Source organism: Shewanella sp. AC91-MNA-CIBAN-0169 (assembly GCF_040310165.1).
Lineage (GTDB): Bacteria > Pseudomonadota > Gammaproteobacteria > Enterobacterales > Shewanellaceae > Shewanella.
The window spans coordinates 121,394-146,582 of record NZ_JBEOPM010000011.1 but is presented as its reverse complement, the minus strand read 5'-3'; the positions used below and the strand labels follow the sequence as shown (position 1 = coordinate 146,582).

Annotated in this window: 25 protein-coding genes; 18 read left to right on the top strand and 7 right to left on the bottom strand. The window is 41.5% G+C overall.

Going from position 1 to position 25,189, the window contains the following annotated elements:
- Positions 1-73: 73 nt before the first annotated feature.
- The 16 genes from hfq (at position 74) to AAEY98_RS11500 (ending at position 17,732) form a co-directional block, all read left to right on the top strand.
- Positions 74-331 (top strand): RNA chaperone Hfq, encoded by a 258-nt coding sequence (gene hfq / locus AAEY98_RS11575; RefSeq protein ID WP_011638750.1) that lies wholly within the window; start codon positions 74-76, stop codon positions 329-331.
- A 20-nt stretch (positions 332-351) separates the two neighbouring features.
- Positions 352-1,659, top strand: a complete 1,308-nt coding sequence (hflX, locus tag AAEY98_RS11570) for a ribosome rescue GTPase HflX (RefSeq protein ID WP_101085237.1) — start codon at positions 352-354, stop codon at positions 1,657-1,659.
- Between the two features lie 33 nt (positions 1,660-1,692).
- Positions 1,693-2,853, top strand: a complete 1,161-nt coding sequence (hflK, locus tag AAEY98_RS11565; protein ID WP_101085238.1) for an FtsH protease activity modulator HflK — start codon at positions 1,693-1,695, stop codon at positions 2,851-2,853.
- A 2-nt stretch (positions 2,854-2,855) separates the two neighbouring features.
- Positions 2,856-3,734, top strand: a complete 879-nt coding sequence (gene hflC / locus AAEY98_RS11560) for a protease modulator HflC (protein ID WP_101085239.1) — start codon at positions 2,856-2,858, stop codon at positions 3,732-3,734.
- Between the two features lie 704 nt (positions 3,735-4,438).
- A complete protein-coding gene (gene petA / locus AAEY98_RS11555) occupies positions 4,439-5,029 on the top strand; it encodes a ubiquinol-cytochrome c reductase iron-sulfur subunit (protein ID WP_101085240.1) in 591 nt (196 codons plus the stop codon).
- Positions 5,029-6,243 (top strand): cytochrome b, encoded by a 1,215-nt coding sequence (locus AAEY98_RS11550; protein ID WP_101085241.1) that lies wholly within the window; start codon positions 5,029-5,031, stop codon positions 6,241-6,243. The genes petA and AAEY98_RS11550 overlap by 1 nt, the downstream gene beginning before the upstream one ends.
- Complete coding sequence (locus AAEY98_RS11545) at positions 6,243-6,977, top strand: cytochrome c1 (protein WP_351017023.1); 735 nt, start codon at positions 6,243-6,245, stop codon at positions 6,975-6,977. Before AAEY98_RS11550 ends, AAEY98_RS11545 begins: the two co-directional genes overlap by 1 nt.
- A gap of 94 nt (positions 6,978-7,071) precedes the next feature.
- Positions 7,072-7,701: a stringent starvation protein SspA gene (sspA, locus tag AAEY98_RS11540; protein WP_011638743.1), complete on the top strand. Its 630-nt coding sequence runs from the start codon at positions 7,072-7,074 to the stop codon at positions 7,699-7,701.
- Complete coding sequence (locus tag AAEY98_RS11535) at positions 7,701-8,171, top strand: ClpXP protease specificity-enhancing factor (protein WP_351017020.1); 471 nt, start codon at positions 7,701-7,703, stop codon at positions 8,169-8,171. The genes sspA and AAEY98_RS11535 overlap by 1 nt, the downstream gene beginning before the upstream one ends.
- 97 nt (positions 8,172-8,268) lie before the next feature.
- Positions 8,269-8,838, top strand: coding sequence for an aminodeoxychorismate/anthranilate synthase component II (locus AAEY98_RS11530; protein WP_101085244.1), 570 nt, complete (start codon positions 8,269-8,271; stop codon positions 8,836-8,838).
- A gap of 128 nt (positions 8,839-8,966) precedes the next feature.
- Entirely contained in the window at positions 8,967-11,456 is a 2,490-nt protein-coding gene (locus AAEY98_RS11525; protein ID WP_351017017.1) for a S9 family peptidase, read from the top strand.
- Positions 11,457-11,558: 102 nt separating this feature from the next.
- On the top strand, positions 11,559-12,701 hold the full coding sequence (locus tag AAEY98_RS11520) for an HDOD domain-containing protein (protein WP_101085246.1): 1,143 nt from the start codon (positions 11,559-11,561) through the stop codon (positions 12,699-12,701).
- A gap of 337 nt (positions 12,702-13,038) precedes the next feature.
- Entirely contained in the window at positions 13,039-14,256 is a 1,218-nt protein-coding gene (locus AAEY98_RS11515) for an aspartate aminotransferase family protein (RefSeq protein ID WP_101085247.1), read from the top strand.
- 116 nt (positions 14,257-14,372) lie between these two features.
- Complete coding sequence (gene astA, locus AAEY98_RS11510) at positions 14,373-15,392, top strand: arginine N-succinyltransferase (protein ID WP_351017014.1); 1,020 nt, start codon at positions 14,373-14,375, stop codon at positions 15,390-15,392.
- A 9-nt stretch (positions 15,393-15,401) separates the two neighbouring features.
- Entirely contained in the window at positions 15,402-16,862 is a 1,461-nt protein-coding gene (gene astD / locus AAEY98_RS11505) for a succinylglutamate-semialdehyde dehydrogenase (protein WP_351017011.1), read from the top strand.
- Positions 16,863-16,931: 69 nt separating this feature from the next.
- Positions 16,932-17,732, top strand: coding sequence for a DUF1338 domain-containing protein (locus tag AAEY98_RS11500; RefSeq protein WP_351017008.1), 801 nt, complete (start codon positions 16,932-16,934; stop codon positions 17,730-17,732).
- 105 nt (positions 17,733-17,837) lie between these two features.
- Here the strand turns inward: AAEY98_RS11500 and AAEY98_RS11495 are convergent, their stop codons facing one another.
- The 4 genes from AAEY98_RS11495 to crp all read right to left on the bottom strand — a co-directional run bounded on the left by AAEY98_RS11495 (position 17,838) and on the right by crp (position 20,940).
- Entirely contained in the window at positions 17,838-19,172 is a 1,335-nt protein-coding gene (locus tag AAEY98_RS11495; RefSeq protein WP_351017005.1) for an ATP-binding protein, read from the bottom strand.
- Entirely contained in the window at positions 19,169-19,843 is a 675-nt protein-coding gene (locus AAEY98_RS11490) for a response regulator transcription factor (protein WP_101085252.1), read from the bottom strand. Before AAEY98_RS11490 ends, AAEY98_RS11495 begins: the two co-directional genes overlap by 4 nt.
- The gene (locus tag AAEY98_RS11485) at positions 19,824-20,174 is read right to left on the bottom strand and encodes a PepSY domain-containing protein (RefSeq protein WP_242445083.1); all 351 of its coding nucleotides are present in this window, start codon (positions 20,172-20,174) and stop codon (positions 19,824-19,826) included. Before AAEY98_RS11485 ends, AAEY98_RS11490 begins: the two co-directional genes overlap by 20 nt.
- A 130-nt stretch (positions 20,175-20,304) precedes the next feature.
- Positions 20,305-20,940, bottom strand: a complete 636-nt coding sequence (gene crp, locus AAEY98_RS11480) for a cAMP-activated global transcriptional regulator CRP (protein WP_101085253.1) — start codon at positions 20,938-20,940, stop codon at positions 20,305-20,307.
- A 297-nt stretch (positions 20,941-21,237) separates the two neighbouring features.
- Here crp and AAEY98_RS11475 point away from each other — a divergent pair, with 297 nt between their 5' ends.
- Positions 21,238-22,017, top strand: coding sequence for a tetratricopeptide repeat protein (locus AAEY98_RS11475; protein ID WP_162023866.1), 780 nt, complete (start codon positions 21,238-21,240; stop codon positions 22,015-22,017).
- A gap of 240 nt (positions 22,018-22,257) precedes the next feature.
- On the opposite strand, the gene AAEY98_RS11470 is transcribed toward AAEY98_RS11475, so the two are convergent.
- The 3 genes from AAEY98_RS11470 to AAEY98_RS11460 form a co-directional block, all read right to left on the bottom strand.
- Positions 22,258-23,154 carry a phosphoribulokinase gene (locus AAEY98_RS11470; protein ID WP_351017002.1) on the bottom strand — a complete coding sequence of 299 codons (897 nt, stop codon included), beginning with the start codon at positions 23,152-23,154 and terminating at the stop codon, positions 22,258-22,260.
- Between the two features lie 133 nt (positions 23,155-23,287).
- Positions 23,288-23,536 (bottom strand): YheU family protein, encoded by a 249-nt coding sequence (locus AAEY98_RS11465; protein ID WP_124018331.1) that lies wholly within the window; start codon positions 23,534-23,536, stop codon positions 23,288-23,290.
- A gap of 12 nt (positions 23,537-23,548) precedes the next feature.
- Positions 23,549-24,562 (bottom strand): hydrolase, encoded by a 1,014-nt coding sequence (locus AAEY98_RS11460; protein ID WP_351016999.1) that lies wholly within the window; start codon positions 24,560-24,562, stop codon positions 23,549-23,551.
- Positions 24,563-24,674: 112 nt separating this feature from the next.
- On the opposite strand from AAEY98_RS11460, the gene AAEY98_RS11455 reads away from it, so the two are divergent.
- Positions 24,675-25,187 (top strand): TAT leader-containing periplasmic protein, encoded by a 513-nt coding sequence (locus tag AAEY98_RS11455; protein WP_124018333.1) that lies wholly within the window; start codon positions 24,675-24,677, stop codon positions 25,185-25,187.
- The last annotated feature ends 2 nt before the right edge of the window (positions 25,188-25,189 follow it).

The following is a 25,189-nucleotide window of genomic DNA, read 5'->3' as shown; positions in this document are numbered from 1 at the left end:
GTTGCTGTATAATACTAAAACTAAACAATAAAACTTAATTCAACATATTTTAAAATAAAAAAGGAAATTGAAAATGGCTAAGGGGCAATCTTTACAAGACCCATTTTTGAACGCATTGCGTCGAGAGCGTGTACCAGTCTCTATCTATTTAGTGAATGGTATTAAATTACAAGGCCAAGTTGAGTCATTCGATCAATTTGTTATCTTGTTGAAAAATACTGTAAGCCAAATGGTTTACAAACACGCTATTTCAACAGTCGTACCAGCACGCCCATTTAATGTTTCTGCTCACCAGGGTACTGCCCATGGTGAAGAAAGCGATGCTGAATAATTTGAAAAGGAATATAATTTTTGTTTGATCGTTATGAAGCGGGTGAAACAGCTGTATTGGTTCATATAGACTTTTCAGACGAAGAGCGTCGAGAAGATCTAATTGAATTACAGTTGTTAGTTGAATCTGCTGGTGCTCGCTCTGTTGGAGTGATTACTGGCAGCAGACGCTCGCCGGACCGAAAGTTTTTTATTGGTTCCGGTAAAGCAGAAGAACTTGCTGCTATGGTCGCTGCTACTGAAGCCAATGTAGTGATTTTTAATCATGCATTGAGTCCAGCTCAAGAGCGTAATCTTGAAGTGGTGTGTCAGTGTCGAGTCTTAGATCGAACTACGTTGATCCTTGATATTTTTGCTCAACGAGCGAGAACTCATGAAGGTAAGATGCAAGTGGAGCTAGCGCAATTGCGCCACATGTCGACACGCCTAATTCGTGGTTGGACTCATTTAGAGCGACAAAAAGGTGGTATCGGGATGCGAGGGCCGGGTGAGACCCAGCTCGAAACAGACCGACGTTTATTACGAGGCCGGATTAAGAATATTAATCGACGCCTCGATAAAGTAGATAAACAACGTGAGCAAAGCCGACGAGCTCGTAAGCGCAGTGATTTAGCGACTGTGTCTTTAGTAGGCTATACAAATGCGGGTAAATCGACATTATTTAATGCGCTAACGTCATCGGATGTTTATGCAGCCGATCAGTTATTCGCAACATTAGATCCGACACTGCGTAAATTATCGTTACCTGATGGTGCGGTGATTTTAGCGGATACTGTTGGGTTTATTCGTCATTTACCTCATGATCTCGTCGCAGCATTTAAAGCCACATTACAAGAAACTCGACAAGCTGAAATTCTTTTACATGTCGTTGATTGTGCTGATGACAATATGACTGAAAATTTTGACCAAGTACAAAGAGTATTGGAAGAAATTGATGCAGATGAAATCACTCAATTGATTGTATGCAATAAGATAGATTTACTTGAAGATTTCGCGCCTCGTATCGATTACGATGAAGATGGTAAACCTGAGAGGGTTTGGGTCTCTGCGCAAAAACGCATTGGATTTGATTTGCTGCTGAAAGCGATAACCGAATTAATCGGTGAAGTGATTTGCGAGCTTACATTGAAAATACCTGCATCAGCAGGACATTATCTTGGCCAGTTTTATCGACTGGATGCAATACAGCAGAAAGAGTATGACAATCTGGGGAACTGTATTTTATCTGTTCGTTTATCGGACGCCAATTGGCGCCGATTAGCTAAACAGAGTCAAGGGGAATTAGAGGCATTTATTTTTGAACCTTCAGAAGTAGACGCCACTTGTTAATCTCATTTATTTCATCCAATTATGGAGTGCTAAATGGCTTGGAATGAGCCCGGTAACAAGGGGAACAAAGACCCTTGGGGAAATAAAGGTGGTAACGATAAAGGGCCACCAGATCTTGACGAAGTATTTCGTAACCTATCAAAACGCTTTGGTGGCAAGGGAGGCGGTAGCGCCACTGGTCAGCCATTTAATTCATCTTTACTGATTATAATAGCAGTGATTGCCTTAATTATTTGGGCATTGTCTGGCTTATACACAGTTAAAGAAGCTGAGCGTGGAGTGTTACTCCGTTTTGGTCAGCACATCGGTGAAGTGAGTTCCGGTTTACATTGGAAAGCCACTTTTATTGACGATGTGACAATGGTTGATGTGGAAACGTTCCGTTCGATTCCAGCGTCTGGCAGAATGCTGACCTCTGATGAAAATATCGTGAATGTTGAACTTGTGGTTCAATATAGCGTATCAGATGCTTATTCATACTTGTACAGTGCAGTCGATGCCAATTCGAGTTTACGTGAAGCGACTGATAGTGCGTTGCGCTATGTCATTGGTCATAATCGTATGGATGACATTTTAACCACTGGGCGTGATGCTATTCGTCGTGATACTTGGACTGAGTTAGAGCGTATTATTGAGCCGTATAAATTAGGCTTGGAAATTCGTGATGTTAACTTTTTACCCGCTCGTCCTCCAGAAGAAGTAAAAGATGCATTTGATGATGCTATCTCTGCTCAGGAAGATGAACAGCGCTTTATTCGCGAAGCTGAAGCTTATGCTCGTGAAATCGAACCCAAAGCGCGTGGTCAAGTAGAGCGTATGGCACAACAAGCTAGTGCTTATAAAGAGCGTGAAGTTCTTGAAGCTAGAGGTAAAGTCGCTCGATTTGAGAAGTTATTACCTGAGTATAAAGCTGCTCCAGGTGTAACCCGAAATCGTTTATACATAGATGCGATGCAATCTGTGTTGGCTGATACAAATAAAGTCCTTATCGACACTAAGAGTAGCGGTAATCTGATGTATTTACCTTTGGATAAGCTGATGGATTCTTCTAAGAGTCTGCGCAATCAAGTAGAACCTGAGGTAGAACGTCACATCAATTCTGTTTCTAGTAGTGGTGTAGACACACCTATTACTAGCATGCCGACTGATGGTCGTCTCAGCCGCGAAGATCGTATTCGCCAAGGGAGGAACTAACAATGGGTAGATTAGCTCTGATCATTCTAGTGATCATTTTAGGGGTGAGTTTTTCCTCTTTGATGGTGGTAAGCGAAGGTGAACGCGCGATTGTTGCACGTTTCGGTAAGGTGCTTAAAGATGGTGACGTAACAACCGTTTTTGCTCCTGGCCTTCACTTTAAATTACCTTTAGTCGATAAAGTTCGCTATCTGGATGCTCGTATCCAAACATTGGACGGCGCAGCAGATCGTTTTGTTACTTCTGAAAAGAAAGACTTAATGGTCGACTCTTATGTTAAGTGGCGTATTCGTGATTTTGAAAAGTACTATCTTTCTACCAATGGCGGTATTAAAGCCAATGCAGAAAGCTTATTACAAGCCAAAATTAGCAACGATTTACGTACTGAATTTGGTCGTCGCACAATCAAAGAAATTGTTTCAGGTAAGCGTGATGAATTGCAAACTGACGCATTAGAAAATGCTTCTGAAAGTGCACAAAATCTCGGTATTGAAGTAGTTGATGTGCGTGTAAAGCAAATTAATTTACCTGCTAATGTCAGTATTAGTATTTACCAACGTATGCGTGCTGAACGTCAAGCTGTGGCGAAAGAACACCGTGCACAAGGTAAAGAACAAGCTGAAATTATCCGTGCGACTATTGATGCCAATGTGACAGTAAAGATTGCTGAAGCTGAACGTAAAGCCCTTACTATTCGTGGTGAAGGTGATGCATTAGCGGCAAAAATTTATGCTGATACTTACAGTAAAGATGCTGAGTTTTATAGTTTTTTACGTAGCCTAGAAGCATACAAAGAAAGTTTTGCCGGTAAAAATGACATTATGGTGTTAGAACCTGAAGGTGATTTCTTCAAGTACATGAAATCATCTAGCGTTAAATAATACCCGCGTATGTTTTTTGCACAAAAAAGCTCGGTTTTTACCGAGCTTTTTTGTGCCTATTATCTAGGTCTGTAGATCTTTACTGGTTGAATTTTGTTCGAGATAAAAATGTGTTAACCGAGGCGAGTAGATTACAGCCTAGTAATCTAAGCAACTATCACGTCGAGAAGATGCACTCAACAAAGAGTAAAACGTTTTTAGCCGAACCCTTGGGCAGTGTTTGTGAGTCATTTCTACTGCGTTATCAGCTTTTCATGTAGAATAACTACGCCACAAAGCCTCTGCCTTGTAGCTCTTGTTTAAGTAATGACCAAAAGTTCGCTGTAAAAATAACCTTGAAAGATCAACCGGCCCTAATGTTTTTGCTATGAATTCAGTTTTCCCAAAAGCGGTCACCAATCACAACAGTAGATATTTCTGATGTCTTTTATTATTTATCATTAATAATTTATTGTTTTAAATGCATTTCTCAAGCTTTTTATTGCTAATTAAGTGGCAACTAATTGTTATAAAATGGCTGATTTATAAGCGATTTTGAAAAAAATGTTAATATCCTCATCTTAGATGTGTGTTTTCACTATGATCTGGTTCTAATTTTTCGCTATAATGAGCACCGCCTCAAACTATGATTTTAGCGTTTCACCATTTTGGGTCGCTAAAGTATTGAAATATAAAAATTCCAACACCCTCTGGGAGATAAGTGGATGAGCAATGCGCCAGTCGATACCGGACGTCGCAGATTCCTGACAGCTGCAACCGCCGTAGTAGGTGGTGCTGGTGCCGTCGCTGTAGCGGTTCCTTTCATCAAGTCATGGAATCCGAGCGCCAAAGCGAAAGCTGCAGGTGCGCCGGTCGAAGTAAATATTAGTAAAGTAGAACCAGGTCAGTTAATTCGTGTCGAATGGCGCGGAAAACCGGTTTGGGTCGTTCGTCGTACAGAAGCTGTGCTAAATAATCTTAAAACATTAGACAGTCAATTACGCGATCCTGCTTCAGAAGAAATGCAGCAACCAGAATATGCAACTAACCCTGCGCGTTCTATTAAGCCTGAATTTTTTATTGCAGTCGGTATCTGTACTCACTTAGGTTGTTCACCAACTTATCTGCCTGATTCATTCGGTGAGCAGGTTGAAGGTGTAACTTCTGGTTTCTTCTGTCCTTGTCATGGTTCTAAATTTGACATGGCTGGTCGTGTATTCCAGGGTGTTCCAGCACCACTAAACTTAGTGATCCCACCGCACAAATATGTTGATGATGCTAACGTTATCATCGGTGTAGATACAGGAGCGGCGTAATGGTTAAGAATATTATTGATTGGATTGATGCTCGCATCCCAATGACGGCTACATATAACCGTCATGTGGGACAGTATGCGACACCAAAGAACTTTAACTTTTGGTATTTCTTTGGTTCATTAGCGCTATTAGTTTTGGTTAACCAATTGCTGACAGGTATTTGGCTGACCATGAATTACGTACCGACAGCAGAAGGCGCATTTGCTTCTGTTGAATACATCATGCGTGATGTTGATTACGGTTGGTTGCTACGTTACATGCACTCTACAGGTGCATCGGCATTTTTCTTTGTCATCTACATGCACATGTTCCGTGGATTAATATACGGGTCTTATCAAAAACCAAGAGAGCTATTATGGCTGTTTGGTATGTTGATTTTCCTTGTGTTAATGGCTGAAGCATTTATGGGTTACTTACTACCTTGGGGACAAATGTCTTACTGGGGTGCGCAGGTAATTATCTCTTTGTTTGGTGCCATCCCTATTATTGGTGATGACCTAACATTGTGGATCCGTGGTGATTACGTTATTTCAGGTGCAACACTAAACCGTTTCTTCGCACTGCACGTTATTGCGCTACCACTTGTATTGGTTGTGTTGGTGTTCTTACACCTAATCGCCTTGCATGAAGTGGGCTCAAATAACCCTGATGGTGTTGAGATTAAAAAGAACAAAGATGAGAACGGATGGCCTATTGATGGTATTCCATTCCACCCTTACTACACTGTAAAAGATATTATGGGTGTCGCTGGGTTCTTAATCGTGTTCTGTTATGTGTTGTTCTTCATGCCTGAAGGCGGTGGATATTTCCTAGAAAAGCCAAACTTTGAAGCGGCTAATCCAATGAAAACACCGGAACACATTGCGCCAGTTTGGTACTTCACACCTTTCTATGCCATTTTACGTGCTATCCCTGATAAATTGGTAGGCGTTATTGGTATGGGTCTGTCTATTGCAGTGTTATTCCTACTGCCTTGGCTTGACCGTTGTAAAGTGAAGTCTATTCGCTATCGCAGCATGATCCACAAGATCAACATTGCACAATTTACAGTGTCGTTCATTATTTTAGGATATTTAGGTGTTGTTCCTGCAACTCCTGAGTTAACTATTGCGGCACGTGTATTCACTTTCACTTACTTTGCTTTCTTCGTAGCCTTATGGGTTTACAGTAAGAATGAGAAAACAAAAGAAGTCCCAACGAGGGTGACACACTAATGAAAAAGTTATTAATTGCATTAGTTACATTGCTGCCATCTCTCGCAATGGCCGCCAGTGGACATAGTGTTCACTTAGAAAGTGCTAACGTTGATTTGCATGATAAAGCGTCATTAGAGCGTGGTTTGGATTCATTCCAACATTACTGCTCTGGTTGTCACAGCACTCAATACCAACGCTACGAGCGTGTTGCAACTGATTTAGGCATCTCTAACGATGATATGCGTAACAAGTACATGTTCACCGGTGCAAAAATCGGTGATTTAATGGAAAACGCTATTCCTACTCCAGATGCCGCTAAATGGTTTGGTGCTGCGCCTCCTGATTTAACGTTGGTTGCTCGTGTTCGTGGTGCTGATTGGGTATTTTCATATCTAAAAGGTTTCTACGCAGATGAGACTCGTCCATTTGGTGTGAACAATATAGTGTTCCCAGCAGTGGGTATGCCACACGTATTACAAGACTTACAAGGTCTTGCTACTCTTACGAAAGATGAAGCTGGTAATGTATCTCTTGTAAAAGATAAAGATGGTAATATTGTTACCACGGGTGGCAAATTGACGGCAGAAGAATACGACCAAGTCGTTCGTGATATCACGGGTTTCTTAGTTTATTCTGCCGAACCAGTTCAGCTAGAGCGTGAAGCTTTAGGTTGGTGGGTACTTGGATTCTTGTTTATTTTCTTCATAATTGCGTATTTGTTGAAGAAAGAATACTGGAAAGATGTGCACTAGCCATCAATAACGGTTAATATACATTATCCGCATTTTGTAAACGGGGGGCTTAGCCCCTCGTTTGTTTTGTTTTTCTAGATTCTGGAGGGTATCAATGGCTGTTGCTGCCAACAAGCGCTCTATCATGACACTTTTTTCTGGTGCCGATGATTTATATAGTCACCAAGTACGTATCGTATTGGCTGAAAAAGGGGTTACCGTTGATGTTTTACAGGTAGACCCAAGTGAGATGCCTGAAGATTTACTTGAAGTAAATCCATACAACTCTGTACCGACTTTAGTTGATCGTGAACTCGTGTTGTACGAATCACGCATTATTATGGAATATTTGGATGAGCGTTTTCCACATCCTCCATTAATGCCTGTATACCCAGTATCTCGCGGCCAAAGCCGTTTAATGATGCACAGAATCGACACCGATTGGTATGCGCTTGTAGAGCGTATCCGTAAAGGTGAAAAGGCTGATGCAGCGCGTAAAGAGTTAATGGAAAGCTTAATTGCTTTAGCGCCAGTATTTGCTGAAATGCCATACTTCATGAGCGAAGAGTTTGGTCTATCTGATTGCTACTTAGGCCCATTATTGTGGCGTCTACCAGTATTAGGCATTCACTTAGATCCGCGTACATCGAAAGATATCAGTGCTTACATGACACGTATTTTTGAACGTGAATCATTTAAGGCATCGCTAACTGAGGCTGAGCGCGAAATGCGCATGGGCATGTAATGAAACCAATAACAGCTAATCGTCCATATTTGTTGCGTGCTTACTATGAGTGGTTGATGGATAACCATTTGACGCCACACGTAGTCGTGGATGCATTTGTTAACGGTACGCAGGTTCCGCAGCAATTTGTCAAAGACGGTCAAATCGTCTTGAATATTGCAACCGGAGCGGTGGCTAATCTTCACATGTCTAATGATGCAGTAGAGTTTAATGCACGTTTTGGTGGTGTACCACAGAATGTGTTTTTGCCTATGGCATCGATCGTGGCCATTTACGCTCGTGAAAACGGTGCTGGTACGGTGTTTGATATGGAAGATGCATATATGATCGAAGGTGAACATGATGAGTTATCATCTGTACCGCCATCAATTAAATCTGTTGACGACACTTCGACATTGCCACCATCGTCTAAATCGACAAAGCCTGATGATAAAACTAAGCGTAAAAACCATTTAACTGTGGTGAAGTAGCGGTTAGTCAACATTACATAAAACCAGTCGCAAGGCTGGTTTTTTTTAAGCTAAAATTGATGTGCTACAAACATTTATAGCACAACTGGAACCCATAATGTTGTTGATGATTGATAATTATGATTCTTTTACGTTTAACTTAGTTCAGTACTTCCAAGCTCTTGGGCAAGAGATACTGGTTAAACGTAACGATGAAATCAGCATTGAACAAATTGAAGCTTTAGCACCTACACATTTGATAATCTCTCCCGGTCCATGCACTCCTAATGAAGCGGGTATTTCACTTGCAGCTATTAAACATTTTGCCGGTAAAATTCCTATTCTTGGTGTGTGTTTAGGACATCAAGCTATCGCACAAGTGTTTGGCGTTGATGTTGTGCGTGCCAAGCGTGTTATGCACGGTAAAACCAGTTTGATTGAACATAATCAACAGGGATTATTTCGTCAATTAGCATTACCTCTGCAGGTTACTCGTTATCATTCATTGTTGATTAACCATGTACCTCATGGCTTTAGTCTAGATGCGTGGTTTGATGACCCAATTTATGGCCGTGAAATTATGGCGATGAGCCATGATGCGTTACGTATTTACAGCGTCCAGTTTCATCCTGAATCTATTTTAACTCAGCAAGGCCACGAACTTTTGGATAACTTTTTGCATTTATAAAGCATTTTCGAATTTATATCTTCGGGTTCATTATCACGTATTCTGTTACAACTTCTGCAACTAATCTGGCTAAATTCTCGCGTCTATTTGTGCTATAAATAGCGCTTAAAATAATAAAAGGGATAACCATGACAAGCTTTATGCGAAACTTTGCGGTTAGCGCACTTTCTTTGGCAATGATAAGTGGCTGTGCTGCCACGGCTAAACCTGACGATACAATGGTTATCACAACGCCGAGTGCAACGACATTGACCGTGCCATTTGCACAGCCTCCAAAAGCCCAGCAACCGTTGACACTTAATCAAATTATGGCTAATCCAGATTGGATGGGCATATTTGCTCAAGGAGCTTATTGGAGCGATGACAGTCAATCGGTATATTTCAGTCGCCAAGCACATCAATCTCCGGTCCGTGATTTTTATCAACAAGTTATTGGACAGCCTGAAGCAAATAAACTAGCACTCAATCAGCTACACCTTGCCGATCAACGTAATGGTGTCTTCGATCAGGCAAAGGCTCAAAAAGCCTATATTTATCAAGGTAACGTATTTGTAAAAGATTTATCAAACAGTGAAATAAAGCAACTTACCCGTCAAAACGATGCAATTAATGGCGTACGTTTTTTAAAGGGTGGCGACCTTGCATTCTGGCAAGGTAATAATATTTTTCGTGTGCACCAGTCTAGCGGCCTAGTAGAACAAATTGCCGCGATCCAAATGGAAAACGAACCAAAAGCGACGCAAGAGCCAAGTAGCTTTATTGCTAAGCAACAGCATAGACTTATTCAATATGTTGCCATGGAACATGATAACAGCCTGACGCGTGATCAATACCGCGACTCATTGGCTAAAGCCGATCCCACTTTTTCTGCTAAACCTTGGTATTTAGGTGACGCTGAAGTGGTATCAGAAATGAGTTTGTCGCCAGATGGACGCTACGTAGTATTAGCGTTAACCGATAAAAATTATGATTGGCGTGCAGAACACGACATTATGCCTAATTATTTGGGCCAAGAGGGTTATGTTGACCCTGTACCAGCCCGCTCTCGGGTTGCCGAAGATGTCTTTCCTGGTCAACGTTTAGTGTTACTCGACCTTGTTGACCACAGTAAAAAAGACATTACCATTGAAGGCTTAACGGGTTTTGATGAGGATGTACTGGCGAGCGTTAAAGCTGAAAATGCTCAAGCGAAAGGTAAAACCTATAACAGCGAAAAAGCCCCGCGTTTAGTGCAGTTAATGCAAGATTGGGAATGGAGTCAGAGCGCAATTCAGTGGCATGAGTCTGACGATAAATTATTGGTGATGTTGGAAGCTGTTGACAACAAAGATCGCTGGATCGCCAGTGTTGATCTTCAAAAAGGTAAGCTGATAACCGAACACAGATTACATGATGATGCTTGGGTAAATTATAATTTTAATCAATTTGGCTGGATACCAGGTACAGATAGCATGTACTACTTATCTGAAGAAACAGGGTTTTCACAGTTATATATTAAAACCGCAGCAGGTAAGGTATCGGCATTAACCAATGGCAAATTTGTGGTTGATAATGTGACTTTATCACCCGATGCAAAACATCTTTATTATCGTGCCAATAAAGACCACCCAGGTAGCTATAATGTTTACCGTGTTGAGATTGCCAGTGGTAAGTCAGAGCAATTGACGCAGTGGTTAGGTACATTGGATTACAGTTTAAGCCCTGATGGACAATCACTATTATTAACCGCTTCGTCTGCGATTCATCCAGATGAGTTATATATTCAACCTATTGGCGGCGATATAAGCCAATTAACCGATTATACCAGTACAGCATTTAAACAATATCCATGGCAAGTACCACAAGTTGTCGCGCTAGCTTCAACTCATGGCGCTGAGCCAATTTATGCACGGGTTTATTTGCCGCAAGGTTATGATGCTAAGCAAGCTGAAAAATATCCAGCTGTGATGTTTAACCATGGTGCGGGTTATTTACAAAATGCCCATTATGGCTTTTCGGGTTACTTCCGTGAATTTATGTTCAATAACTTACTCACACAACAAGGTTACGTGGTAATGGACATGGATTATCGAGGCTCGAAAGGCTATGGACGTGATTGGCGTACGTCCATTTATCGTAACATGGGCCATCCAGAAGTTGAAGATTTGAAAGATGGTGTGGCTTGGATGGCAAGCAATGTTAATGTAGACCCCCAGCGAGTAGGGACTTATGGCGGTTCATACGGCGGATTCCTTACTTTTATGGCGCTGTTTAATGAACCTGAGTTATTCCAAGCAGGGGCCGCATTGCGCCCTGTAGCTGATTGGGCTCATTATAATGCGCCATATACCTCTAATATTTTAAATACGCCTGACGTTGACCCTATCGCTTATGAGCGTAGTTCTCCGATAGAGCATGCTCAAGGTTTACAAAAACCATTACTGATCATGAGTGGTGTGTTAGATGACAACGTGTTTTTCCAAGACAGTGTGCGCATGGTGCAACGGCTTATTGAATTAGAAAAGCCGATGTTTGAAACCGCAATCTATCCTGTCGAGCCGCATGGATTTAAGCAACCTTCTAGTTGGTTAGATCAGTATCGTCGTATTTATAAACTGTTTGAACAAGAGTTGAAGTAATCGGCTCTGAGTTCAAAAAAACAAATAAATATCTATTAAGGCTTCCTTTGTGAAGCCTTAATTTTTATGATTAAGTGATGAAAACAGTAAAAGGTAATGTGAGTGGCAATATCAATAGCAGGTGGCGTTCGGCCCGGAAAAGTCATTGAGATTGAGCGCCGACTCTATAAACAACTTATTGTGGGTAAGCATAAAGCCAATGCAATGCCTGATGAGTTGAACGAAGAGTTAGAAGAGAGTGCCAATAAGCTTGATATTGAGCGCAAAGCATTGAAAGTGCGCCTTGATAAGCAAGCAAAAGAGAAAAATGTGTATTTAGAGGTGTCCGCGCTGTTAACTAATACGGTTAATAATGCGATAGAGCATCAATTAGCTCATCCTCAAATGATATTAGAAGCATCGGCAATTTGTGAAAATCAAATTTTACTGCTCGATCTATTATTACATCCTGACCTGAATATTAATCGACTTCGACCGATTATCGAAAGTATTAGCTGGTTATCACGTGATTTAATCAATTTAATTAATAGTCCAGCATCTCGTCACCGACGGCCTAAACATGGCGATGTTCAAGTGACCGACATAAAGCTGGTGCTTAACTACATTGGTATTGAAAATTTACGTTTGCTGATCCCTTATTTTTGTTTACGTAACTGGTTACCTTCAGGCAATGCTAATTTATTGTGGATAACCCGCAAGCTTTGGCGTTACAGCATGGTCAGTGCCATTGCGGCGCAAACCTTAGCAGAATTGCATAATGAAAAGCCTGGTTTGGCTTATAGCTGCGCGTTAATGTACCAATTTTCTACCTCGATTATACTGAGCCAAAGTGGACGTATATTTGATAACACTTGGGGGACTTGGTTACGAGAGGCAAGCCATAGTCGAGAAAAACAAGTTTACGATGCCATTATGGCAACGGATTTTCCTGCTGAAGCTGTATTGGGGCAAGTATTACTCCATAGCCATCGATTGAATTGGCAACTGTTGAGTTTACTTAAATTTGATGATTCACCGATCACACAAGTATTGAAAGAGCTCGACCACGATTACCATTTTACAGAGTTGTCTGTCGATGCCGCCATTGTGGCTAAGGCGAGTTGTTATGCCAAAGTGCTTTTGTTAGAAGAGCAACAACAAATCGATCCACAAGAGAAACGCATTATGTTTGATTATTATCAGTTTTCGGCGCAAGAACTGATTCGGCTTAAAGGGCAAAATTTTCGTAAGCTTGATTTACTGTAAATAGCCCTTTTTCTATCAAAAGCGTAAATGTTAAATCTGTGTAATTATTCACTTTTGATGAATAGCTACACAAATTCGAGTCAAATAACTTTTTTTATGACTATTTATGCTTCATAACCCCCCAATAAACGCGTTGTTTAGTCATATTTCTCAATCTTTATGCAGAATGCCAATCAGGCCTGCAGAAGTTAATTGTACTGAACTGGTATTTTGATCACATTTTCGCTAATAATGTCGCATAAATAACACAAACTTCCGCTAATGCACTTACAGAATATAAAGCAGACAGCGGAAACAGCGGCTTTCAAGCCGCTTACAACCTGAAGGATGAAATGCAATGAGTGTAGAAATGAATCTAACCCGTGCCCAATTCGATGAAGTTATGGTGCCTAATTATGCGCCTGCCGCTGTTATTCCTGTTCGTGGAGCGGGTAGCCGAGTATGGGATCAAGAAGGTAATGAATTCATCGATTTTGCCGGTGGTATTGCAGTAAATTGTTTAGGTCATTGTCACCCAGCTTTAGTGTCAGCATTAAAAGAGCAAGGCGAAAAATTATGGCATTTATCAAACGTAATGACCAACGAGCCCGCGCTTGAATTAGCGACAAAGTTAGTTAATGCCACATTTGCTGAGCGCGTCTATTTTGCTAACTCAGGTGCTGAAGCGAACGAAGCTGCATTAAAATTAGCTCGTCGTTATGCATTAGATAACCATGGTGCAGATAAAGACCAAATCATCGCATTCGATAAAGCGTTCCATGGCCGTACATTCTTTACTGTAACGGTTGGCGGACAAGCTGCTTATTCAGACGGTTTTGGTCCTAAGCCACAAAGTATTACCCACGTGCCATTTAATGATATCGCTGCACTTGAAGCGGTAATTTCAGACAAGACTTGCGCCATCATGCTTGAACCTCTTCAAGGTGAAGGCGGGATTATCAATGGTGATCCTGAGTTCTTAAAAGCAGTACGTCGTTTAGCAGACAAGCACGACGCATTAGTGATTTTTGATGAAGTACAAACTGGTGTAGGCCGTACTGGTGAGTTATTTGCTTACATGGGTACTGACATCGTGCCAGATATTTTAACCAGCGCCAAAGCACTAGGCGGTGGCTTCCCTATTGCTGCAATGCTAACCACGGCAAAAATTGCCGCTCATTTAAAAATTGGTACTCATGGTTCTACTTATGGCGGCAATCCATTGGCTTGTGCTGTTGGTAATGCGGTAATGGACGTAGTGAATACCAAAGAAGTACTCGACGGAGTTAAACATCGCGAACAGTTATTCCGTGATGGTTTAGCGGCTATTAACGCCAAATACAACGTATTCAGTGAAGTGCGCGGTAAAGGTTTGTTAATTGGTGCGGTATTAAATGAACAGTATGAAGGTCGTAGCCGTGACTTCTTGGTTGCTTCTGTTGCTGAAGGCCTTATGAGTTTGATGGCTGGTGCAAACGTTGTGCGTTTTGCTCCTTCATTAGTGATCCCAGAAGCTGACATCGCAGAAGGCTTATTGCGTTTTGAACGCGCAGTAGCAAAAGTGGTTGCAGGTTAATTAACAAATCAGTGCGGGCCTAGCTTGCACTGATGTGTTTGGGTACGCCTGTTGGGTGAATACGCGTTGAAATGTATTTCAGCGCGATTCGCTTATGGCGCAATGAGGAGATTAAGATGTTAATCATACGTCCTATCCGTGCAAGTGATTACGATGCACTTTATGGTATCGCAGTTGAGTCAGGCCACGGTTTTACATCTTTACCAGTTAACGAAGAGTTACTGCGTTCGAAGATTGCTAGGGCAGAGGCATCTTTTATCAAGCAAATTGATAAACCTTTTGACGAAGGTTATTTAATGGTACTTGAAGATACAAAGACCAATGAAGTTGTCGGCACCTGTGGTATTGAAGCCGCCGTCGGCATGCAAGATGCTTTTTATCATTACCGTTTAGGTACTGAGGTCTATCATTCTCAGCAAATTTCTGTTCGCAATGAAGTTGAAACCCTCACATTATGCCACGACTACACTGGCGCAGCAGAAGTGTGCACTCTGTTTTTAAAAGACGGATATCGCAAAGGCAATAACGGCCGCATGTTATCACGCTCGCGCTTTTTATTATTAGCACAGCATCCTGAACGCTTTGGCGAAACGGTTATTGCTGAAATGCGTGGTGTCAGTGATGAACATGGCGATTCACCGTTTTATGAATGGCTACAAAATCACTTTTTAGGTATCGATTTTGTTGAAGCAGACTACTTGTCTGGTTTAGGCAAAAAAGCCTTTATGGCCGAAATGATGCCGCGAAACCCCGTTTATGTTTGCATGTTGCCTAAAAAAGCCCAAAAAGTGATTGGTGAAGTGCATAAAAACACTAAGCCAGCATTACGTTTATTACAAGCTGAGGGTTTTAAGTTCCGTAATTATGTCGATATTTTTGATGGCGGCCCAACGGTTGAATGTGCACTAGCTGAGATCCGCTCAGTGAAAAAGAGCCGTTTATTGACCGTTTCAGTTGGCAAGATGCCACATGCCGATCATCATTTTATTATCTCCAACACCTCGCTTGCTGATTATCGTGCGTCAGCAGCTAAATTGTTGGTCTCTGATGAACACGATAATGTTGTGCTCAGCCCTGAAATCGCAGCTGGTTTACTGGTGAGCGATAGTGAGCAAATTCGTGTTTTAGCAATGTAGGAGCAAGAAATGACACAATATATTCAAGGTCAGTGGTTAGCTGGCGAAGGTCATGAGATTAATTCAAAAAACCCTGCCAACGGTGACGTAATTTGGCAAGGTAACACGGCTACTGCTTCTCAAGTTAATGCAGCTGTAGATGCCGCTCGTGCGGCGCAGTTTGATTGGTTTATGCTGGGGTATGAAGCTCGCTTAGCGATAGTAGAAGCGTATCGTGCACAGTTAGAAGCTAATAAAGCCGAGATCGCAGAAACCATCGCTCAAGAAACCGGTAAGCCACAGTGGGAAACGGCTACTGAAGTGGGCGCTATGATTGGCAAGATCGCATTGTCAGCAAAAGCTCATGACAAACGTACTGGTACTGAAACCAACGATTTACCAGCAGGACGTGCCGTATTACGTCACAAACCTCATGGTGTGGTAGCGGTATTTGGCCCTTATAATTTCCCTGGGCATTTGCCAAACGGTCACATAGTGCCAGCATTATTGGCCGGTAACACCGTGGTATTTAAGCCATCAGAATTAACGCCTAAAGTGGCTGAGCTAATGCTGAAGTGTTGGGACAAAGCCGGTTTACCACAAGGTGTGGTTAACTTAGTGCAGGGTGAAGTTGAAACCGGTAAAGCGTTAGCGTCACATCCACAAATTGACGGTTTATTCTTTACCGGTAGTTCACGTACTGGGCATATTTTACATGAACAATATGCTGGCCTGCCTGGTAAGATTTTAGCCTTAGAAATGGGCGGTAATAATCCGCTTATCGTTAAAGGTGTTACCGATACCAAAGCTGCGGTACATGACATTATTCAGTCTGCTTATATTTCGTCTGGCCAACGTTGTACCTGTGCCCGTCGTTTATATATTGAAGAGGGCGCACAAGGTGATGCGTTAATCGCAGAGCTAGTAAAGGCTATTAAACAAATTAAAGTAGGTGCTTGGAACGTTCAACCACAACCTTTTATGGGCTCGATGATTTCTGAAACCGCTGCACGTGGCATGGTTGCCGCACAGGCGACACTTCAGTCATTAGGTGGTATTTCATTAGTTGAGTTAGTGCAAGTTGAAGCTGGTACTGGTTTAGTCACTCCAGGCTTAATAGATGTCACTAAAGTCGCTGATTTACCTGATGAAGAATACTTTGGTCCATTATTGCAATTAGTGCGTTACAGCGATTTTGACCAAGCGATTCATTTGGCCAATGCGACTCGTTATGGTTTATCTGCCGGTTTATTAGCCGATAGCCGTAAAGATTACGATTACTTTTTAGCGCGCATTCGTGCTGGGATTGTTAATTGGAATAAGCAGATTACAGGCGCATCAGGTGCAGCACCGTTTGGTGGCGTTGGCGCATCAGGTAATCATCGTGCAAGTGCATTTTATGCGGCTGATTACTGTGCTTACCCTGTCGCTTCAATGGAAGCTGATTCAGTAAGCTTACCTGCTACTTTAAGCCCTGGTTTATCAATTTAACTGATAAATTCATCGCATGATCCGTGCTGGTGATTTTGTTCACCAGCCTTATTTTAGAAGGATTTAACCATGCATACTGACGTTAATGCTTTATTTGCTGCCTTATGGCAAGACTACATTAAGATGACGCCTTCAGCGGCGAAAATTCATCAGCTATTAGGCCATGGCGCACCAATTATCAATGACCATATCGCTTTGCGCACCTTTAATATCGCCAAGGTGAATTTAAGCGTATTGGCTAAACACTTTACCTCTATCGGTTATGTCGACAGTGGCGATTATCAGTTTGTGCAGAAAAAACTGATTGCCAAGCACTTTGAACATCCGGATCCAAAGCAGCCGAAGGTGTTTATTTCTGAGCTATTAGTAGAAGAATTTAGCCCTGAGTTGCAAAAGAGCATCCATGGTTTAATCGATCAGGTTGATGAAACGGCAACCACTGCAGATAATTTTATTTATTCTGGTCGTCATTGGGATGTAGATAAAGCAACATACCAAGCCTTACTTGCTGAAAGCGAATATGCTGCTTGGGTTGCTGCATTGGGATATCGTGCCAATCACTTTACGGTTTCAATTAACGATCTGCCTGAGTTTGAGCGTATTGAAGATGTAAACCAAGCCTTAAAGCAGGCTGGGTTTGTGTTAAATAGCTCTGGCGGTGAAATTAAAGGATCGCCAGAAGTCTTGTTAGAGCAATCTTCTACCATGGCGGATAAAGTGGTGGTTAACTTTACTGATGGCGATGTGGAAATTCCAAGTTGTTTCTATGAATTTGCCCGCCGTTATCCAATGGATAATGGTCAGCTTTATACTGGTTTTGTTGCGGCATCAGCTGACAAGATTTTCGAAAGTACCAATGCAATGATGTAACGTTTATGCATGGACAAAAAAAGACCTAATTGAGTGATCAATTAGGTCTTTTTTATTGGTTATTTTAGGCAAAAAAAGCTTAGTTACTCATCAATATACTGATGCTTAGTTGCTCATCAAAATACTGACATTAAGTCCTTGTAATGCTTTACTACGACTAAATTGCAATATAAAACCATATTGGTCGCATATCTCTTTAACAATCGATAAGCCCAATCCGTGGCCAATAGTGGCTTCATCTAGTCGTGTGCCACGAGAGGTTAATAATACAATTTGTTCTTGCTTTACGCCTCGACCATCGTCCTCGATCTGAATTAATATCTCTCCCGAAGGTAATTCTTCGACGCTGACATTAACCTGTGAATTCGCCCATTTAAAGGCATTATCGAGCAGGTTGCCAAACAGCTCCATACCATCTTCGCGATGTATTGGAATACGACTAATATGTTGTGGGTTAACAATGCTGCCATCAATACTCCGCTGATGATGCACTTTATGTAACGTTTGGATTAAACTATCAAAATCTTTTGGTACCGCCAGTTGTGCTGCGGGTAGCATGTCTCCGGTTATCCTCGCTGCAGCCAATTTACGTTCAATCATTTTATGCACTAAATCTAATTGCTGCTGCATGGCTATAGCGGCATCCGGATGGGTGAGCCCGAGCGCTTCAACTTGTTGCTGCATGACCGCTAATGGGGTTTTTAAGCCATGGCTTAAATTACCCAAGTTATTGCGACTACGTTCAATTTGTTTGGCTGTGTAGTCTAATAACTCATTATAGGTTTCGGCTAACGGGCGGATCTCTGCTGGAATTTGTGAAATGGCTAACGAGGCTATTTCCCCTTCGCGCAATTTAGCCAGCGCCCCTTGGATTTGATTCACCGGTTTAAATGATTGGCGTAAAATGATAAAAATACCGGCAATCATCGCTAATAACATGCCGATATTAATTGCCAGTTTAGTGCCAAATACTTCGCTAAAAACACGTCGTCCAATACTGAGATCTTGGGCGACAGTCAAGGTTGCTGTGTTGTGGCTGTTTGGCGCGCCGATGCCGATAGATAACAGCTGCATATCATTGTTTTTTGGCCCTTTAGCCTGCCAAACTCTTTTCTGCTGCGCTTGTAACTGTTCAATCTGTAATTCCGCATCCCACAGTGAACGGGAGCGAATTGTACGGTCGGGCAAATTTAATTGGAAATAACGCCCTGAATAGGCAGGTTTATAAAAACTGGATAGTTGGCTTTGGTCGATAACTATCTCACCATCATCGAGTCTGGTGGCGATAATGATGTGTTCTAAATCTTCTTCAAGACGATTAATAATGGAGTCATGAAAGACATCTCGCAACATCGACTCAAATAAAAATAAACCTATTAGCGTGGCAATAATGATTAAGCCACTGAGCCATAAGCTTAATTTAAACCGAATTGAAATCATTCAATAATGCCATGGAAGATATAACCCTGACCACGGCGGGTTTCAATAGCGGTTTTACCGAGTTTTTTACGTAAGTGTGTTACGTAAACTTCCACGACATTACTTTCTTTTTCATCATCAAATTGATAAAGCTTGTCTGTAAGCTGCTGTTTCGAAAGAAGCTTCTTTGGTGACATTAAGAAAATTTTCAATAACCTAAATTCCATCGACGTCAGTTCGTATACGTGTCCGCCTACCGTCACTTTTTGCTCATTTTCGTCTAAATTAACCCCGGCATAACATAGTTGCTTCGACGACGAATTAACCCGCCCATGGGCACGATGGATAAGTGCCTGAATACGGGCGAGGAGCTCTTGAGTATGAAAAGGTTTGCCTAAGTAATCATCAGCACCCGCATTAAAACCTTCAACTTTTTCGTGCCACTGACTGCGGGCCGTTAGCATAATGACAGGGGTACTGATACCACGTTCACGCCATTGAGTCACTAATGACAAGCCATTGCCATCGGGTAAGCCGATATCTAAAATGACACAGTCATAATCTGTTTCTTTCATCAAATAATCGGCTTCAATAGCTTTGTCTGTAACATCCGTAATATAACCAGCTTGCTTGAGTTGTTTTTCAAGTTCAGCAACCAGTAATGGGCTATCTTCAACGAGTAACAGTTTCATGTTTAGTACATTCGCTCGGTAATTGAGTCAATGAGTCCTGCATACCGTTAGCTGCATCTAATTGCAGATTAACAACATGCCCTTGTTTTAGCTTAAATTGTAAATCATAGCGCCACTTATCTTGATGTTGATAAAGCTGGGCGTCGATTAAGTGACCATCACAATACTGCGATAGCCAAGTTAAGTAATCATCTAATGAACGTATATTACCAGAAGATACCAATTTTTGGACGTAGTCATGATCCAGAGGGAGTTCTTTTGCGGGAATATCTTGTTGATTAATGGTGATGGCCATTAAGCTGCTTATTGCTGTAAAGAACAAGCTATTCATGGGCGCTCCAAAATAAAAAAGTGGCGTTCAGAGTATGAACACCACTTTAAGTATCTTGGCTTAAATCAAGCTGAAGCTTATATGATTAAACATAAACATTTTGCTTGATTCGTCGTTAGCCTTTTGTCATTTAGCGTGTACCGTAAACTACGATCGTTTTACCGTGTGCTTGGATCAAGTTTTGTTCTTCAAGCATTTTTAAAATACGACCAACAGTTTCACGTGAACAACCAACAATTTGACCAATCTCTTGACGGGTTATCTTAATCTGCATGCCGTCAGGATGTGTCATAGCATCGGGTTGTTTTGCAAGATGTAATAGCGTTTGTGCAATACGACCAGCAACGTCAAGGAAGGCTAAGTCGCCTACTTTTTGACTAGTACTTTGTAAACGATAGGCCATTTGCGCCGAAAGTTTCATCAAGATTTCAGGATTAACCTGAATCAATTGCTTAAATTTCTTATAAGAAATTTCTGCAATTTCACATGCTTGTTTAGCACGAACCCATGCAGTACGTTCAGATTGCTCTTCAAACAGCCCTAGTTCACCGATAAAATCGCCTTGATTTAGATAAGAAAGGATCATTTCTTTACCTTCTTCATCTTTGATCAATACAGCGACGGAACCTTTGACGATGTAATATAAAGTGTCAGACTCTTCACCTGCGTGAATTAAAGTACTCTTTGCTGGGTACTTATGAATGTGACAATGTGAAAGAAACCATTCTAATGTTGGGTCAGGTTTTGGCTTACCAATCAGAGCCATATGATATTCCTCGATTGATTAAAAATGAAAGTAAGTAATGTCTAATTAAGCATTCTACGCTATTGAAACGGTGAAAACTTTGATAGAGATCGTATTTAGAAGTGTGCGTAGTGTATATTAACTTGTTAAATTTTAGATTAAATTTATCTCGTTTGTGATGGCGGTCGACTTTTTTTGTGAATTTGTCTTAATCATCACTACGATTGAATTGTTGCCAATGTTATTTGTCTATTGTGTTGGATCCATGAGTTAGCTAATGTTATTTAATCAGCTTCATAAATAGTTGTCGAGGTATGCGTGAAAAAACTGAGTCAAATTGGGGTTATTGTCTGTGTTGTTTTATTAAGTGGACTTAGTTCATCTGTAAAAGCATTTGTTATCCCGCCCTCTATTGAGTCTCAAGCGGCGAGTAAACTGGTTCATATTCAGATTAAAGCTAAACAAGGTAATGCAGACGCACAATTTCTATTGGGCTTAATGAACCTTTCCGGACGATTTGTTACTCAAGATACCAAGCAAGGATTAAGCTGGGTTAATCTTGCTGCGCAACAGCAAAATATTAAGGCGCAACAAACATTAGCTGACCTAGCTTTTGACGGCAAATTAATTCCGCGGGATTTAGCACTTGCCGAGAAATGGTATTTGCAAATGGTTGCACAGGGGGATAAGTGGGCTCATTTTCGTTTAGGGTTTATTTATTCCGCTGGTGGTGATGGCGTAGTGCGTAATTGTGGTAAAGCAATGGAGCAGTTTAGTGCTGCGGGAGATGCTGTTTCAATGGGCAATATTGCGTGGATATTAGCTACATGCCCTGAAGCGGAATATCGCGATGGTTCACGTGCAGTATCGATGTCGTTAAAGTTACTTGAGCATAATCAGAATGATCCGACGGTATTAGATAATCTTGCGGCCGCGTATGCCGAACAGGGTGATTTTACTGCGGCGATAGATACCCAGAAAAAAGCGATTGATGCGTTGAAAGATAACCCTGAGATTGTGCGCAGCGATGAATTTATTTTACGTTTGAAGCAGTATCAGAATAATCAAGCTTATCGAGAAGTTATCCCACTGATGTAATGCTCTGAGTGAGCAATGTGAGTCATTTACTATTATCAATCAGTCAGTGTATTCACTTGTTTATCAGAAGAGATAAAAGTTGATGTGGGTGCTGGAACATCGACTTTTTTGGGTTTCGTTGATGTGCTTAATGCACTAACAGATCAAAAAGGGGGAATTAGCACTTCAAGCACATCAACTGCCGTTCTTTCGCTTGAAATCACGATGCCCCTATATTAGTGGTTTTGACTTAAATCAAACTTAATCGAGTTTGATATCATTAAGATTTTGCAGCTCTAAGCGTTGATCCATTAAGTCTTTCACTAATGGCGTCAAAATTAATTCCATTGCCAATGACATTTTTCCACCGGGGACAACCAGTGTGTTGACGCGTGACATAAATGATCCTTGGATCATGTTGAGATAATAAGGAAAATCAACATTATTAATACCGCGAAAGCGGATGACTAAAAAGCTTTCATCTAGGCTGGGTATGTCTTTTGCGCTAAAGGGGTTTGAGGTGTCCACGGTCGGCACGCGTTGAAAATTAATATGAGTCCGTGAAAATTGTGGCGTCATGTGCTTAATATAATCATCCATACTGCGCACAATCGACCCCATGACTTTTTCACGGCTATGGCCTCTATCGTTTGTATCGCGAATGATCTTCTGGATCCACTCTAAATTAACAATTGGTACCATGCCAATCAGCAGATCGACATGTTTAGCCACATCAGCATCTTCAGTTACCACACCACCGTGAAGACCTTCGTAATAGAGCATATCGGTATTGGCAGGTAAATCACGCCATTGAGTAAATGTGCCCGGCATTTGATTAAATGGCACGGCTTCGTCAAACGTATGCAAGTAACTGCGAGTTTGACCATTACCTGTGTTGCCGTAGCTGGTAAAACACTCTTCGAGTTTTTTGAAATTATTCGCTTCGGGTCCAAAATAACTCAGATTACGATTTTCAGCCTGTGATTTTCTAATTAACACTTCCATCTCAGCGCGAGTGAAATTGTGAAAACTATCACCTTCAACAAATGCGGCATTAATACCCAGCTGTCTAAAAATATGAATGAAGGCAGTTGTAGTTGTGGTTGTGCCAGCACCGGAAGAGCCGGTTACAGCAATAATAGGATGTTTTGCTGACATGTTATTTGCCTAGGTAATGTGTGGACGCGAAAAAACCAGTCACTAGTTATACGGTAATCTTTACCCGTGGGTCAATTATTCAAGGGTAACAATGTGATCATTTTGTCGCAAAATCAGTGTTTTTGTATTGTATCTAGTCGAAAGACGGACGTGAAATGTGTTCCCGTTGCCGAATGGCAATAGACTCATCATCTTCACTGAATTCAACCACTAACTCGCCTTTTTTGAGCGCAAGCTTACATTGTTCTATTGCTCTGGTTAATTGTTGCTCGTTGGCGTCACTAAAACTGCCATCTTCAAGTTGTGATAATAGATACTCTTTTATCATACGTTGAAGTACTTCTTGAGGTAATGAGAGTAACGCTTCATAAGGCACAAGCATGGTGTATTCCTATTAATGACTTAGTGAAGAAGATAATCCGTCTGGCTCGGTTAGCGTATTTTCTTCAGAGAAAATAAACTCGATGACACGTTGCTCAAGATAAAAATGTGGCTTCCAAGGCCAGCCGCCAGCAATAAATCCCACATGACCACCAAACTCATGTAACTCATATTCAACCATTGGCGATAATTGATCTTGGGTCGGGATCACTTCAGCGGTCATAAAAGGGTCGTCTTGAGCGTGGATAACCAGTGTGGGCTTAGTTATATACTGTAAATAACCTAGGCCGCTAGCTTGCTGATAGTAGTCATTAACGTCAGTAAAACCGTGTAATGGTGCTGTCACTTTATCGTCAAATAAATAAAAGGTGTTGAGCATTTTGAGCTGCTCTTTTGTGATCGGCATTTGTTCGGTTAAATCTGTAGTATTAATTTTATCGAGCATTTTTTGCTGTAAACGTTTAATCAAAAAACGTTGATAGAGAGTTGAAAAGCCACTCTCCAAGCGTTTGGCACAAGCTCCTAACGTTAACGGTGCTGATACCACTACAGCACGTTCGAGTAAGCTATTTTGCTGAGTACTACCTTGATATTTTGCCAATACATTACCGCCCAAGCTGTAACCTACAGCATAAAGCGGTGAGTCCGGATAATAGTGTTTGAGTTGCCCTAGGGTATAGGCTAAGTCGTTAACATCGCCGCTATGATAACTGCGAGCTAAGCGATTAGGCTCACCTGAACAGCCGCGATGATGATGGACAACAGCTGCCAGCTTGGCTTTTTTGGCTTCAATCAGCATTCTGCGTACATAGTGAGATTCTGTGTTACCTTCAAGACCATGAATAATTACTAAGATAGGCTGGCCATTCTGGGCCTGTCCTAACCAATCTAAGTCGACAAAATCGCCGTCAGGTAGCTCTTGCCTTTGCCGAAATGTTATTGGTTTGGCCACTTTAAATAGGAATGGTAGAATCGTTTGCACATGCGGGCTAGCAGCCCACCAGGGCGGAGTGAACAAGGTTTTCATAGACGGAATATTTCTGTAATTGTTTGTGAAAATTTAAACGTATGTTTAAATGTTACTCATGCCACTCTACCACATAAAAAATATAGACAACAATAAACTCAAGGGGAAGTAAATGAAGCGGCGTACCTTTCTCACTGGTGCTTTTGCTGGAACGGCTGCATTAGCATTAGGCGTTAATTTATATTTGCCAAACATCACAACTTCTTCGGAGGATATTCATCACCGCGTATTATTTGGTGTGTTGATCCCGGTATTCCTAGATGGCGCATTGCCTGAGGTTCCTAGTCAGAGAGAGCTTGCTATTAATCGCACTCTGGATGCTATCTCACAATCAATTACCCACCTGCCTGTTGAACAGCAGCAAGAGTTGATGGAGTTATTAAATTTACTCGAAGGTCGTTTAGGATTGTTGCTACTCAGTGGCAGTATGACGCCGCTGTTAATGCGAGAACCTCAGCAATTGATCGACATGCTAGAGTTTTGGCGTCATAACTATTTAGACATGTTAACCACCGCTTATGGCGGATTACGTGAATTGATTATGGCAAGCTATTACGCCTGTCCAGAGCATTGGGGAAATTTACGTTATGTAAAACCCACTTTCTTGGTGCCTAACGCGCATTAATC